The 14,391-nt window shown below is 57.1% G+C and carries 11 protein-coding genes; 9 read left to right on the top strand and 2 right to left on the bottom strand.

Annotated elements, in window-relative coordinates; all coding sequences use genetic code 11:
* Positions 1–14 precede the first annotated feature (14 nt).
* From LVY71_RS06540 to LVY71_RS06520, 5 genes are all read left to right on the top strand, one after another.
* Positions 15–1,427, top strand: coding sequence for a VpsF family polysaccharide biosynthesis protein (locus LVY71_RS06540; protein ID WP_235098999.1), 1,413 nt, complete (start codon positions 15–17; stop codon positions 1,425–1,427).
* Positions 1,424–2,488, top strand: a complete 1,065-nt coding sequence (locus LVY71_RS06535) for a glycosyltransferase (RefSeq protein WP_235098998.1) — start codon at positions 1,424–1,426, stop codon at positions 2,486–2,488. The genes LVY71_RS06540 and LVY71_RS06535 overlap by 4 nt, the downstream gene beginning before the upstream one ends.
* A gap of 87 nt (positions 2,489–2,575) precedes the next feature.
* Positions 2,576–3,679 carry an acyltransferase family protein gene (locus LVY71_RS06530; RefSeq protein WP_235100030.1) on the top strand — a complete coding sequence of 368 codons (1,104 nt, stop codon included), beginning with the start codon at positions 2,576–2,578 and terminating at the stop codon, positions 3,677–3,679.
* Positions 3,676–4,728, top strand: coding sequence for an acyltransferase family protein (locus LVY71_RS06525; RefSeq protein WP_235098997.1), 1,053 nt, complete (start codon positions 3,676–3,678; stop codon positions 4,726–4,728). Before LVY71_RS06530 ends, LVY71_RS06525 begins: the two co-directional genes overlap by 4 nt.
* A gap of 2 nt (positions 4,729–4,730) precedes the next feature.
* Entirely contained in the window at positions 4,731–6,167 is a 1,437-nt protein-coding gene (locus LVY71_RS06520) for a lipopolysaccharide biosynthesis protein (RefSeq protein ID WP_235098996.1), read from the top strand.
* Between the two features lie 18 nt (positions 6,168–6,185).
* Here the strand turns inward: LVY71_RS06520 and LVY71_RS06515 are convergent, their stop codons facing one another.
* Positions 6,186–7,289: an endo-1,4-beta-xylanase gene (locus LVY71_RS06515; protein ID WP_235098995.1), complete on the bottom strand. Its 1,104-nt coding sequence runs from the start codon at positions 7,287–7,289 to the stop codon at positions 6,186–6,188.
* 199 nt (positions 7,290–7,488) lie between these two features.
* Between LVY71_RS06515 and LVY71_RS06510 the strand changes: the two genes are divergently transcribed.
* The 3 genes from LVY71_RS06510 to LVY71_RS06500 are packed head-to-tail and all read left to right on the top strand — an operon-like array spanning position 7,489 to position 10,814.
* On the top strand, positions 7,489–8,283 hold the full coding sequence (locus LVY71_RS06510) for a WecB/TagA/CpsF family glycosyltransferase (RefSeq protein ID WP_235098994.1): 795 nt from the start codon (positions 7,489–7,491) through the stop codon (positions 8,281–8,283).
* Positions 8,280–9,557 carry a glycosyltransferase family 4 protein gene (locus LVY71_RS06505; protein WP_235098993.1) on the top strand — a complete coding sequence of 426 codons (1,278 nt, stop codon included), beginning with the start codon at positions 8,280–8,282 and terminating at the stop codon, positions 9,555–9,557. The genes LVY71_RS06510 and LVY71_RS06505 overlap by 4 nt, the downstream gene beginning before the upstream one ends.
* A gap of 21 nt (positions 9,558–9,578) precedes the next feature.
* Positions 9,579–10,814 (top strand): glycosyltransferase family 4 protein, encoded by a 1,236-nt coding sequence (locus LVY71_RS06500; protein ID WP_235098992.1) that lies wholly within the window; start codon positions 9,579–9,581, stop codon positions 10,812–10,814.
* 429 nt (positions 10,815–11,243) lie between these two features.
* On the opposite strand, the gene LVY71_RS06495 is transcribed toward LVY71_RS06500, so the two are convergent.
* Positions 11,244–12,311 carry a glycosyltransferase family 4 protein gene (locus tag LVY71_RS06495; protein WP_235098991.1) on the bottom strand — a complete coding sequence of 356 codons (1,068 nt, stop codon included), beginning with the start codon at positions 12,309–12,311 and terminating at the stop codon, positions 11,244–11,246.
* 296 nt (positions 12,312–12,607) lie between these two features.
* On the opposite strand from LVY71_RS06495, the gene LVY71_RS06490 reads away from it, so the two are divergent.
* A complete protein-coding gene (locus LVY71_RS06490) occupies positions 12,608–14,368 on the top strand; it encodes an ABC transporter ATP-binding protein (RefSeq protein WP_235098990.1) in 1,761 nt (586 codons plus the stop codon).
* Positions 14,369–14,391 lie beyond the last annotated feature (23 nt).

The raw sequence follows: 14,391 nt of genomic DNA, 5'->3' as shown, positions 1-14,391 counted from the left end.
AGGTGCGCGGGCCGATGAGCGGCTCCCCCCGCGCATTTCCCATCGACGGACCGCTTCTGCGGCACGGCGGGCGCAGAGCCGCTACATTTCACCAGCCACCGTTTTCGCAACATCCCGCGACCACTACAACTGCATCGCTTACCAATCTGATGATTATGGGACTGATGCTGCTGGCTGTGATTGCGACGTTCACGCTTTCCGGGGCCATGCTGACCAATTGGAAGATTCATTACCTTACCGCTGGCGGAAATTTTTATGAAAAGCTACATCCCGCCACCTATTTTACGTTCGTCGCTTTCAGTCTGCTGCTGGTTCGCAACGGAGATCCCGTCGGCGATCTGGATCGGATGTTGTCCGGCGCAAAACTCGTTATCGTCTACATGGTGTGCTGGATATTTTTGCTAATCCAGATGTTTGTTCTGGAACGTCCCTTCACCGTCATCATCGACACCTTCCTGCAACCAGTCGTGCTGTGCCTGGTTATCTGGCAACTGACCCCGGCACAAAGAAAGCCGCTGGTGTGGGCTACTCACCTCACCATCCTGCTGAACGTGTGCGTCGGATACTATGAGTATTTTTCCGGCCATCGGCTCATTCCCCTGACACTCGGCGACATTCTGGTTGTTGGGGAATGGCGCTCGTCCGCGTTTCTCGGTCATCCGCTAACCGCCTCCGGCCTGGTCGGAGCCTACATTCTCGCGCTGGTTCTGCGCCCCGCACTTTGCCCGCCCATCCCGCTCCGGATCCCGCTCGTTGTATTCTGCCTCGGATCGTTGATGGCGTTCGGCGGGCGCACTGCGCTCATCACTGTGCTGGCGGTACTTGGCCTTCTCGCTGCGTCTGAACTGCTTCTCATTTTGCGCGGAAAGCGAGTCTCGCTGCCACACGTGATGGGCGCCATTTGCCTGCTGTTCATTGCATCAGCAGGCATCTTTGCGGTATTCGATCTCGGCATCTTCGACAAGATGCTGCTGCGGTTTTCATCCGACAAGGGGAGCGCCCTCGCGCGGGTCGCCACTTTCAACTTGCTGTCCCATTTCGACTGGCATGAACTTTTGATAGGTCCGAAACCGGTCCGCGTGAATGCGCTTCAGGCGCAACTCGGTCTCAACTATGGAATCGAGAACTTCTGGGTTTCCTGTATCGTCCAGTTCGGCATCGTTCATACCGCCCTGCTCACGATCGGGATGATCGGCTTCTTCGTTGAAATTCTCAAGCGCGCGAATCCCGCCGCATGGGCGATCGTTCTGCTAATTCTGGTGATCGCAGCAAGCTCGGTGAGCTTCTCATCAAAGAACATCCAGCTCGCTCAATTCATCATGATCATCACATTTCTTTTGCCGAAGGAGGTACCGCCTTTCGCGCGCGCAATGGACTCCGCTCACAGAGCTTATGCCCCGACAAGCGCCGGGATTAGATTCACATGACCGTCTATGTCGATCACACCCATCTTGGACGCCACGTCACGGGCCTGGAGCGGATCACTCTTGATCTGTTCTCTCCCGAATCCTTCGCACCGCTCGACGTCATTCCGGTGACGGCCCACGGAACCGCCCGCATGATGGCGACCCAGACATTGGGACTACCGTTGCGCCTCATGCAGCCGTCGTCGATCCTGTTGTGTCCCGGATTTCCGCCAAGCCCGCTGCTACGTCCGTTCGCATCACGCGTGATTCCTTACATTCACGATGTCTTCCTGCTCACGCGGCGGGACGACCTCAACCAACGCGCCAAACTCTACATGGCGGAGCCGTTCAGGCTCGTAGTGCGAACCTATCCGCGCTTTCTGGTCAATTCGCTCGATACCAAACGCAAGCTCACCAGGCATTGCCGCTCCGATGCTGAGATCGTGCTCTACCGGCCGCCGGTCCGAAACGTTTTCAATCTTCAGTTGGATGAACGCGTTAAAAGGGCGACAAAGGCTTCACCTCTACGCCTTGTCGCACTTGGAACCGTGGAGCCGCGCAAGAACTTTGTCGCCGCAGCGAAAATCCTGAGCGCCATGCGCCAGAACGGGTTCGAAAATGCAACGCTGGAAATTGTGGGACGGCGGGGCTGGGGGGACCACTGGAATTCACTTGAAACTTGCCCCGGTGTGATCCTTCACGGCTATCAGCCGACCGAGCGCGTCAACCAGATTCTTCAGGATGCGGACGCCTTCATTTGCACATCCCATGAAGAAGGTCTTGGCCTGCCGCTGCTGGAGGCGCAGTATGCCGGTCTCCCCATCATCGCGCCGGACGACGCCATCTTCCACGAGGTACTGGACCAATCCGGAATTTTCATCGATCCCGCAGATCCGCTTTCGTCAGCGAGCAGAATAGCAAAAGCGCTCTCCATTCCCGATTGGAGAACGCAATACGCTATCCACGGTGCGCGGAACCTGATGCGATGGAACGCGCTGGCGGCATCCGATCGCAACGCTGTCATTCAGCTCGTCGCAAGGATCGCCCATCAACGGATACGCCTGACACCTGCGAACGTATAACTGAAGCGGAGCGACGGCACCACTACGCCTTAGGATGACATATCTCTTTCGCTCACATTCTCAGACAGGAACGATTCGTTGCAGGAAATGCAAAGCACAACGCGCCATCTAGATGCGCTGCGAATTATCGCCGCAGGCGCTGTGGTGGTTCTGCACTACTCGGACTATGTGAAGGATGCTCCGGCCGGCGGGTTCATGCTCGAGCACACCCTGCATTTCAACTTGTTCGTCGATCTTTTCTTTGTCGTATCCGGCTTTGTGATTGCGAGTCAGTATCTCGGCAAGGTCGATGATTTTCCAGCGGCGAGACGATTTATTTGGCGGCGGTTGGCCCGGATCTATCCGCTGCATCTGGCCACGCTCGCATTCTATCTCATCGTTGCTCTCGCACTGTATTTCGGATTGGCTCGAAGCGACAATGCCGCGCGCTATCCCCTATCCGATGTCCCCGCCCAACTTCTGTTGCTGCACGCTCTCGATGGTCAGCGACTGACTTTCAATTTCCCGAGCTGGTCGTTGTCCGCCGAAATGTTCTGTTATCTGGCTTTCCCGGTCGTAGCACGCCTTACCACGCAACGCCGATGGCTCGTTCTGGCGCTTGTCTTGATTCCTGCTGCTGTAAATAGCCTCTATGCTACCGCGGCCGGAACCGGCCCTTGGGCGGAATGGATCAACAAGGGCGGTGTCTTCAGGGCACTTCCGGGGTTTAATCTCGGCGTTGCGTGTTACCTTTTCCGTCACCAGATCGCACGCTGGCCGGTGGTTCCCGGCGGGTTAACGACTGCCTTGGCTGCATTCGTCATGCTTGGGTGGTTGTTGCCGGACATGGCGGCTCTTGTTGCAGTCTATGCGATCGCCGTTCTCGCGATCCTGTACGATACATCTGGCGCGTCGACTTGGCTGACACGCCTCCGTCTGGATAGCGCCGCTGTCTACACTTATTCCTGCTACATGCTGCACATTCCGGTCGCTACCGTCGTATTGACGTTCGGGGGGCGCTATTTCGCGACAATCCCCGGCGGAAAGCTGCTGCTGCTTCCTGCCGCCATCGTCCTTCTCGCTGCCGCGAGTATTTTTTCATATCGCTTCTTCGAAACCCCGGCTCGGGAATACCTGAACAGGGTGTTCGACCGCCGTTTTGCGCGACGATTATCGGTATCCGTGACCTCGCAGCCGGAGCAAGCCCGATGACGATAGCAGCACGCACTGACACGGGTTGGATTCCGGAGCGGAACACACACGCGCAGGTGGTCGGCCGCGACGCTGGTATCGACACCATGCGCGGAGTTGCCATTCTCATGGTGATTGGAATTCACTCGCTGCCCCAGCCGCTCGATCCTTCCTGGCAGAAATTGGCGGACGCGATGCTGCGGCCCTGCGTGCCGATCTTTCTTTTCGCGTCGGGCTATCTTACCGCTCTCTCTGGACGGGTTGCCTTATGGAAGCGGATCAAGACGGCACTTGTGCCGTACGCCATCGCCTTCGTCGCAGCCTATCTTTATATGGCGATGCATAATCCAGCGATGGACCACCGTGTTACGACGACAATTGCACGCTTCATTCTCGCCTATGTGTTCGTCTATTATTATGTCTTCGTCTATATCGGCTGCACCGTCGGCTTGTGGTTAATTTTTCGCATCGCGGACAGCGGTGCGTCCTTCCCCCGCAGACTCGTCGTTCTCCTTGCACTCTCGATTGCGTTCGGCCTGATCGCCGGGAGTTACATCGACCCTCTCCTGACCCGGTCAGGCTACGCAGATTCGATCATTCAGGAGGTCCGCCTGCGCGATATTCCGTTCTGGTTCTGCTTTGCGGCCCTCGGCGCTCTCGTCGGAAGCTCAGAGACCGGTCTGGCGCTTCGCGACATGCGCCTCACGATCACTGGTTCCGCCTTGGCTGCCTACATTATATACGCGTCGGTGCGGCTATTCGGCATCGGCGATGCCGCGGACTACGACTCGGTTGCCTTTTTTGGCTACGCGGCGCTGTTCTGCATCCTGCTGTTTGTCCTTCATCCACAGCTACCATTCCTGGCCACCATCGGATCCGGCAGCTATTTCATCTACCTTTGGCATATCTTTGCTGTCATGATGCTCCGTGACCACGCGTCTTTGCATGCATCCGGCGCTGTGGCTGAATTTGCAATCACCTATTCGGTGACCGCTGTCGCCAGCATTGTAGCCTTGTTGGCTGTACGGCGGATCGCACCTTCCAGTCTTTCGCGCCGGCTGGGAGCCTGATCATGTTGTTGCGCCACACCCTTCTCTACATGCCGGCTCAGGTCGTCGGCCCGCTGTTCCAGTTGATCGCCATGATCGTCTGGACCCATGTCGTCAGCGAACACACGTTCGGCGTTATCACGCTCGTAACCGCCACGCACGAACTCTTACAAATCGGCTTTCTTGCCTGGTGGTCACAATACGTGCTGCGTTTCTTCGGCCGATTCCAGAACGGCGACGACGCCAAGCGATTTTATCGGACGGAAAATGCGATCCTGTTCATCTCTGTCGTCGTCCAAAGCCTCGCCATCATCGGCATTCTTCTTCTGGTGATTGCGCCAGATGCTAATACCGGGCTGCTCGCTGCGACCGTCGCCTACGTCATGACCCGCTCGCTTAACCTCTATATTGGCGAACGTGCCCGCGTGCAGCAGCAGATCGGCATCTACTCGATCCAGCAGGTCGCAGGCCCCGCGATTGGCTTCATCATCGGCCTGATCATGATCAAGATTCTCGGTCAGAGCCCTGAGTGGCCCTTGGCTGGCTATGCGGCTGCACAATTGTTCGCTACGCTCGTCGTGCTGCCGCGCATCGCTCATGGCTGGCGCCTGTGGCCGATCGACCGCGCCATCATCAATCACGCTCTGCATTATGGCATCCCGATCATCATCGGCGGCGCGCTCGGCTGGGTCGGCCTCAATGCCTCGCGTTTCATCGTCAACGACATACTGGGCATCGCCGCGGCCGGCCTGTTCGCCGTCGGCTACGGCCTCGGCCAGCGAGCTGCCGCTGTTGCGGCGATGCTGGTCACCGCGGCTGCTTTCCCGATCGCTGTCAAACGCATGGAGGACGGCGGCAACGCTGCCGCGATGCGACAGCTTGCCGACAACAGCGCACTTCTGGTCGCCATTCTCGCGCCAAGCATCGTCGGAATTTTCATGCTGCGAACCGAGATCGTCCATCTGCTGATCGCTGCGCCCTTCCAGCCGGTGACCCTTTCCATTTTACCGCTGTCCGTACTGGCCGGTGCCATCCGCAACCTGCGTGCTCATTTCGGTGATCAGATATTTCTCCTGCACAGCCGCACTCGCCTGCTGATCGTGGTCGCGAGTATCGATGCGGCGGTGACCGTCGTGCTGAGCTTCGCCTGCATCTGGTACTGGGGCATCGTTGGAGGCGCTGTTGCGACGGTCATAGCCGCTTCCGCCGCGGCCATCGCGAGTTTTACGATCGGCTTCTCAAGATTCGGGCTGACATTGCCACTGAGCCACCTCATCCGCATAACGATCGCCACGATAGCCATGGGCGTGTTGCTGAATGCCTTGCCCGATGCTGCGAATTTCGTGGCGCTGGTCGCACATATCGCCGCCGGCGCGGCAATCTATATGACAACACTCGCCGTGCTCTATGTGCCGTCTATCTTCAGGCTGCGGCGCGCCCGCCTCCAGCAATCGGGGTGATGAACACCAGCAAACCCGTCATGTCTTTCTGGCGTTGTTTCGAAACGCTCGCGCCATGGCAAACCAAAGCGGCTTCTTTTGCATGGCATCGTCGAACGGTAGTGGCCGGGGAAGCCGGTCCGCAAGCGGATTCTTTTTCTTGGCAGCATCCGTATAGAATGAATAGTTGTCGGCAAGCTCCCAGGCGATGACCATCTTGACTGCGGGAATGCGCAACGTGGTATTGAGAAATTTTTCGGCGGTCTCCGCGATCATCGCGTCACGGCTGGGAATATCATCCGGGAATGTATCATCACGAACATCGAATTCCGTGATGTAGATGTCCACTTTTCGCTCGGCCAAAGCATGGACAAACTCAGCAAATCGCCCGGAATCGTGCGGATAACGCGGTTGAAGATGCCCTTGTAAGCCGACCGCATCCAGTCGCACATCGGCATCCTTCAGCTCATCGACGAGCCGCAACAAGCCGCTGCGAACAGCGCGGCCCACATCGTCGTCTCTTTCAGTTTGCGCTTCGTTGAGTACGAACTTCGCCGTTTTATCGACCATTGCGGCACGTTCGAACGCGCGCCGGATATAGTCTGTTCCAAAGGCTTCGTACCAAGGCCCCAGTCGATATCCACCTGGTGCCTTGTGTCCGGGCCAGAACGGTTCATTGACAATGTCCCAAGACTGCAATTTTCCCGCATATCGGCCGACCACTTCCTCGATATAGCTATCGAAAAATTTTTGTCGTTCCGCAACGCTCAGGTTCCTCACCCATGCTGGAACCCACTCGTTCCAAATGAGGCAATGACCACGCATGGGAATCTTGTTGCTTGCACAGAATTGCAGCAATCGATCTGCGCTTTCGAAGCGCCTGATATCCGATTGCGGCGCGATCGTGCCCATTTTCATGGCGACGTCCGTCGTCACGATCTTCGCATGTTTCGCATAAAGCTCGCGATATGCGACATCCTTATCAATGACCGGTCCCGCAGCGGCACCAAAGACGAAGCCGCTTGATGCAGCAATCGCGCCAAGACTTTCATCAGCTACCGCAAATGAAATTGCACTTTGAGATGCAACACCTGCGCCAGCGAGAATTGCGAGCGCCTGTCGCCGCGAACACGCCACATGCATGACAGATCTCCATCAAGAGAATGAATTAATTTCATCGCCACCGAACTGTTCGGACGCAACGCCATCGTTGCGTCGCAATGGTGCGATTTCGTGACGACGCGTTTTGAAGAGAAGAAATCTTCGAACGTATTGTTCATCGTCAGATGGGCGCATTGTTTGTGCAAGCGTACCTCGACCGCAATGTCATCAGGGGATCGGCATGCTGGACTCGCAGACGCGACAACAGGATAATCTCACCGTAGACGGCGTCGCCATCAACATCCCATCGATGTCAGAGGCGGTGTCTTCAATTTTGGCAGCGACGCAAAGCGGTGACAGCTTTAGCGTCTACACACTCAATCTCGACCATGTCGCGCAACTGCAAAACCATCCCGAATTTCGCGCGGCTTATCGCCGCGCCCGCTTCGTCACCGCCGATGGATTTCCCATCGTTGTTCTCGGACGTCTTGCGGGAAACCACATCGAGCGCACCACCGGTGCCGATCTCGTCGAACCGGTTTGCGAGCAAGCCGGCCAAAACGGAATTCCCGTTTTCTTCCTAGGCTCCAACAATCTCACGCTGCATCGAACAAGGCGACGATTGTCGGAAAGATTCCAGGGATTAGAGATTGTCGGCTCATACTCACCTCGTGCCAATTTCGATCCATACTCAGATGAAGCTGACCGAGCGATCCATGAGATTCGGATCTCCGGCGCAAGGCTCTGCTTCGTTGCGCTGGGCGCTCCGAAACAAGAGATCTTCGCCGCGCGCTGCCTGGATGAAGTCCCGGGTGTCGGATTTCTTTGCATTGGCGCTGCGCTGGACTTCATCGCCCACACGCAGGATCGCGCACCAGAAATCACACAGAAGATAGGTCTCGAATGGGCATGGCGAATGCTCCACAGCCCTCGCAGGCTGGGACCTCGCTACGCCCGTTGCGTGGCGATCGTTCCCGGGCTGGTCGCCCGCATTCTTCCCCAAATTGTCACGGCACGGATAAGGAAAGCGGCATGACATCAACACTGACACTTGCGCAGCGAGCAAGGAATACAGGCCACGCCCGGTCGCATTATCAGATCTGCCTGATTCATCCGTTTGATCCGCGCGGAGAGAAGGTTGGCGGCCTGGAAACTTACATCAGGGATTTCATTACGTTTCACCCAACCGATACAGATCTGCTTTTCATCGGAGTTGATTCGGTCGGCGATCTAAGCCTTGGGGAAGTTCACAAACTCACCTTTCGAGGCCGCAACTTCGACTTTCTGCCAATTCTCCACTACTCGGACCACCAGGCAAGGGAAGCTGCCCGCAGCATCCGGACATCGCTGACCGGGCAATTCTTTATGGCGCTGTTGCGCCATTTCGGAACGATTTCGAAATTGATCCGAGCGCGACGTTGCTCGATTGACCTGCGTCGCGTGGAATTCTCGTGGCTTCCCGCCGTCCTGCGCCTGCCCTTCGTCCAGATGCTCCACGGCGAAGGAGCGCCGAAACTCCAGATGGATTCCCTATTGAGGAAATACTCATTTGTCCACAACGCCGGGGAACGCTTTGCAATGGCGACAAGTGCCAAGTTTCTCTGCGTTAATCCTTACATTACCGAGCGACTTCAGAAGACCTATCCGCGACAGAAAGAGAAGATCGATACGCTATGGACTTGGGTCAACACCGATATCTTCAAGCCGCAGCCCTTGCCGCGGGATACGACAACGTTCCGCATTGTGTTTGCTGGCCGGCTGGACGAGTTCAAGGATCCTCCTCTAATGTTCCGGACCATCGCTCGGCTGCAGCAATTGATGCAGGGCAAAGTCGAGTTTCATTACATCGGAACCAGCGATCCGCACCGGTTCACCGAATTTGGTGAGATCGAAGACATCACCATACGCCATGGATTCAAGGATGCGGCTGGCATGGCCTCCACTCTGGCTCAGGCCCATGCGGGCATTCTCACCTCGGAATTTGAGGGAATGCCGCGCTTTGTTCTGGAAACGTTGGCCGTCGGACGTCCTGTCGTCGCTATGCACCTTCCTCAACTTGAAGCAGTCATCCGGGGTGGCGAGAGCGGGTATCTGGTACCGCGCAGTGAATCAGGAACGGACATGGCGCATCGGCTCGCGCAGCGATTCATCGAGGTTCGTGATTTAATTGCCAAAGACGACATGGACTCATCTCGCATAGCCGCCAGCATCAGGACGTTTACACCAGGAACGCAGCTTGCGCGGGTCTTTCGATATCATCAGGAAATCCAGAACATGCGAGGCATGACCACGAACTCGCAAATCTATTAATCGACCGGTCGGGGAAGCTCCATGAACATCTTGATGCTGACCAGCGAATTCGCCCCCGCAACAGGCGGCATAGGCACCTATGCACGCGAAATTGCCACCGCTGCCGCGGGCCTTGGTGCAAAAATAACAGTGGTTGCTCCTGATTATTCGGAAGTGTCGCAGACAGAGTCTGGATCGTTCCCCTTTCATCTTCAGCGCTTTCACGGAGGGCTGCATTCGGCGCGGGATCTTCCAGCCAAGATATTTCTCGCGCGCGACCGCGTAAGGCTGGAGGATTACGATATTGTCCACGCGGCCGATTGGCCGTTTTTCATTCCTGTAGCGCTTTCGCGACGCCGGACGAAGGCCCGCTTGCTTATGACGGTCCACGGCACAGAGATCAACGAAACGCAAACACGCCTCAAGCGCCTGGCAATCCACGCCACGGACGTTTTTGGGCCTCGGACTGAGATCGCTGCGAACAGTCGTTATACCCGCGACCTGTTCCACAGCCGCTTCTCGATCGAGCCCAAGCGAATCCACGCAATTCCGCTCGGCGTGTCCGATTTCTGGTTCGGGCCGCGCGCCAGTCGCGACGAAACCCGGAAAGCATATGGTATCGCCCGAGACAAGATCGTCATGGTTACCGTTGCCCGGCTCACACGCCGCAAGGGACACCACATGACGCTTGCGGCACTCTCCAGTCTCCCTGAGAAATTGCGTCATAGTATCGTCTGGCTGGTGGTCGGTCCGAATGGCGAGGCCGACTATGTGGGCGAATTCCGCGACATGGTCGAAACGTCAGACTGCAATATTCATCTTCTTGGTTCACTTCCGAACGAGGCTATCCGTGACATTTACGGTGCGAGCGATTTCTTTTGCCTGACGGGCGTGCCGGACCCCGCCGGACGAGTGGAGGGTTTCGGCCTGGTCTATCTCGAAGCCGCAGCTGCCGGCCTGCCGAGCGTCGGCACAGCGATCGGCGGCGTTCCTGATGCCGTTCTCGCCGACGAGACAGGATTCCTTGCTGAACCCTTCCCCGATGCTATCGCGCGAGCGCTGGTGGAAATGGCGGAGGACAACGATACCCGCTGCATTCTTGCTTCCGGCGCCTCGGCGCATGCCCGTTCGCTGTCTTGGGAACGTTGCGCTTCGGAGACTTACGGTCTGCCTCCATCCAAGGAGAATACTGTCTTCAAAACAATGACGGAAAAGCCATTCGAGAGCCAAATGCACCGGAAAGACAGCATGCCGCGGAAGGTCTCTATGGGCCGCTGACATGAAGATGTTCGCTGCAGCGACCATATTGTCCGCATTGATCATCACGCCCCTTCATGCCGAGAGCTGCAGCAAGAGTCGCGACTATCTCTTGGGAAATCTCGGTGGTGACCTCACGCTCCCCCCACAAGCTTATCAAAACCTGTTCAAGGTTTGTTTGGCCACAACCAGCATGTCGAATGTCAGAGATGCATATATTCTGAGAGATGGCGGGATCGCCGTGATACCGAAACAGGACAGTATCTCGGCAACCGCAACCACACTCTCCACGTTCTGCGACGCCTACCCTCAGAACACCCTGCGCTTTCTGACTCGCAAGGACCTCTTGCAGGCCACATCAGTCCCACGCGTAGTCCAACTGTCATCAACAGGATCAACGTCATGCAAGAAGATTAAGGGTAATTCGTCATCCTGAGTAATGACGCCTGCCTATTCCGCACTGCTAACCAGCCGCATTCGCGGCGTCGCCGTTTCCGTTAGTTCCTGGTAAGCCGCGAGATAATCCAGTGCCATCCGCCGTGCGGTGAAACGCTGCTCAAATCTCTTACGAATGACCATGCGATCCATATGCGCCAATCGATCAACGATTGCGATCGCGCTGAGTTCATCCTCCACCACAAAGCCTGTAACCCCTTCGTCGATAATTTCCGGCACCGATCCACGGTTGAAGGCAATGACCGGAGCCCCGCACGCCATCGCTTCAATCATGACAAGGCCAAACGGTTCAGGCCAGTTGATCGGCAGCAACAATCCAAGTGCCCCGCTGAGAAAACTCGACTTTTCATGATCGGCGATCTCGCCGATATATTCGACGAGCGGATGATTCATCAGCGGCTTGATGACCTCATCATAATAATCCTGATCGGCGCGATCGACTTTCGCAGCGATGCGGAGCGGAATGCCGCACCGGACTGCGATCTTGATCGCAGTATCCACTCCCTTTTCAGGGGCGATCCGGCCAAGCACGGCCAGATAGCTCGGCGTCACCGGCTGCGGTGTCAGCAGCTTTTCCGGAAGCCCATGATGAATGGTTCGTAGCCAGTTGGCCTGCGGCACCGGACGTCTCTGCGCATTCGATATGGAAATCACCGGAACCGAGGAAAACGTATTGAACACCGGCTGATGCTCCGGCAGGTCGAGCCGGCCATGTAAAGTGGTCAGAAATGGGGTTGGCTGCCGCGCGAACAGCGAAAAGGGATAATAGTCGAGGTGAAAATGCAAAAAGTCGAATTCCTCATCATCGCATTTCCGGCGGACCCGTTCGAGCATCACCATATGCAGAGCATTGGGATCGCGGATCGAGCCGTCGAGGCGTAGCGCTTTCGGCCAGGTTGCATCCAGCTTTGCCGACGTCTCGGAATCTCCGCTAGCGAACAGGGTGACGTCATGCCCGAGAGAGACCAACTCCTCCGTCAGCCAATGTACCACCCGCTCGGTACCTCCATAGAGCTTGGGCGGAACCGCTTCAGTTAACGGAGCAACCTGTGCAATTCGCATTTCATCGTCTCCCTTCGCTCATGCATGAACAAATTGTTCGGACTAATTCCTGTTGGAGCGCAACAGCGGAACGTTTTCGCAAATGCGAAGTTCCTTTGCAGGTGCGCATTCCCTCCACAGCCTTGTCTTGTTCACGCCATTTCAGTCGATCAGATTTTCGGACAGCCAACGGAGAGACTTTTGCACAACGGTGGCGAAACAATGAGCGTCGTTGACCGACAGTCCTATGCTGGAGGGCCGACTCCCTTTGCAGGGTTTTGCATTCTCGACGCCTCCAGCGATAAATAAGAGGTTTTATGGACAATCTCTCCGGATACGCTCATCATCCGTTTGCTTTCGTGCTGCGTTATCTCCGCCAGCGGACAGCCGCTCACGTTGCGATAGTGACTACAGTCGGAGCAGCCGTTGCTTGCTCCGTAGGCACACAATACAGCGTCAAGTACTTGGTCGATGGCCTCTCTGCCGGCCCAACCCACAACGATGTATGGCTGGCATTCGGTTTTCTCGTGGCTCTTATTGCCGCCGATAATTTCCTGTGGCGAATTGCAAGCTGGATCGCGAGCTTCACATTCGTTGGTGTGACCGGAGATTTACGCCGAGATATTTTCCGTCACCTGACGGGACATGCACCAAGCTACTTCTCCGACAGGCTACCGGGGATGCTTACCAGCCGCATTACCGCGACCTCCAACGCGGTGTTCACTCTCGAAAACATGTTCGTCTGGAATGTGATGCCGCCGTGCATCGCGACCTTCGCCGCCATCGCGCTGATTGGAACCGTCAGCCTGCCAATGGCGGCCGGCTTGACGGTTATCGCAGGCATCGTGGTGCTCGCCATGTTCCGCATCGCCGCCGCAGGGAAGCCGCTGCACGATGACTTCGCGGACAAAGCCGCCGCCGTGGACGGCGAGATGGTAGACGTTATCAATAATATGTCGCTAGTCCGGGCGTTCGGTGGTCTGGACTACGAACATGAACGCTTCGATGCGACCGTCAACCGCGAGCTGACCGCCAGAGGCCGTAGCCTGCGTTATCTTGAAGTGCTGCGGCTCACACATGCCGCCATCACCGTTGTCCTGACGATCGGACTGCTCGGCTGGGCGCTCAGGCTTTGGCAGCAGGGTCACGCCACCACAGGCGACGTCGTACTTGTCTGCACGCTGGGCCTTTCCATCCTGAATGCCACACGCGATCTGGCCGTGGCGCTCGTCGATGTCACACAGCATGTCGCGAGGTTGTCGGAAGCTACCGCGACCCTCCTCGTGCCGCACGAACTGCGCGACCATCCCGACGCCGAACCGCTGGTGAAAGCCGGCTCAGCCATCGCCTTCAACGACATTTCCTTCGGCTATCCCGGCGGCATGCAGGTGTTCGAGAAATTCAGCCTCCGGCTTAACCCTGGCCAACGGGTTGGACTTGTTGGCCAGTCCGGTGGCGGAAAGTCGACCCTCTTCACCCTGCTGCAAAGATTCTACGACGTGCAGCAAGGCGGCATCAGCATTGATGGCCAGGATGTTTCGCGGATCACACAGCAAAGCCTGCGCGAGGCGATATCCGTCGTGCCGCAGGACATCTCCCTGTTCCAGCGCTCGATTATGGAGAATATCCGTTATGGTCGCCCGACGGCGACCGACGATGAAGTTCTGCGCGCCGCGATTGCAGCGCGCTGCGATTTCGTCGAAGATCTTCCGGATGGATTGAACACCTTGGTCGGAGATCGCGGCCTCAAATTGTCGGGCGGCCAGCGTCAGCGTATTGCCATCGCACGCGCGTTCCTGAAAGACGCTCCGATTCTCCTGCTCGACGAAGCGACAGCGGCGCTGGACAGTGAATCCGAGGAAGCCATCCGGGAAGCGCTATCACGGCTGATGCGTGGGCGAACCGTGATCGCGATTGCGCACCGGCTCGCGACGCTGCGCAACTTTGACCGGGTCGTCATGCTCCAGTCGGGCCGCATTATTGAAGACGGCCCGCCCGATCGTCTGATGCAGAGTCAAGGGCCTTACAGTGAACTTGTGACACGGGAGATGGATCGCCTCGCAAGGCACGCTGCATGAATACCCGGCCCATTTTCGGGCGG

This window comes from Bradyrhizobium sp. G127, assembly GCF_021502575.1.
Classification (GTDB): Bacteria; Pseudomonadota; Alphaproteobacteria; order Rhizobiales; family Xanthobacteraceae; genus Afipia.
This window is presented reverse-complemented; position numbering and strand designations above follow the sequence as displayed.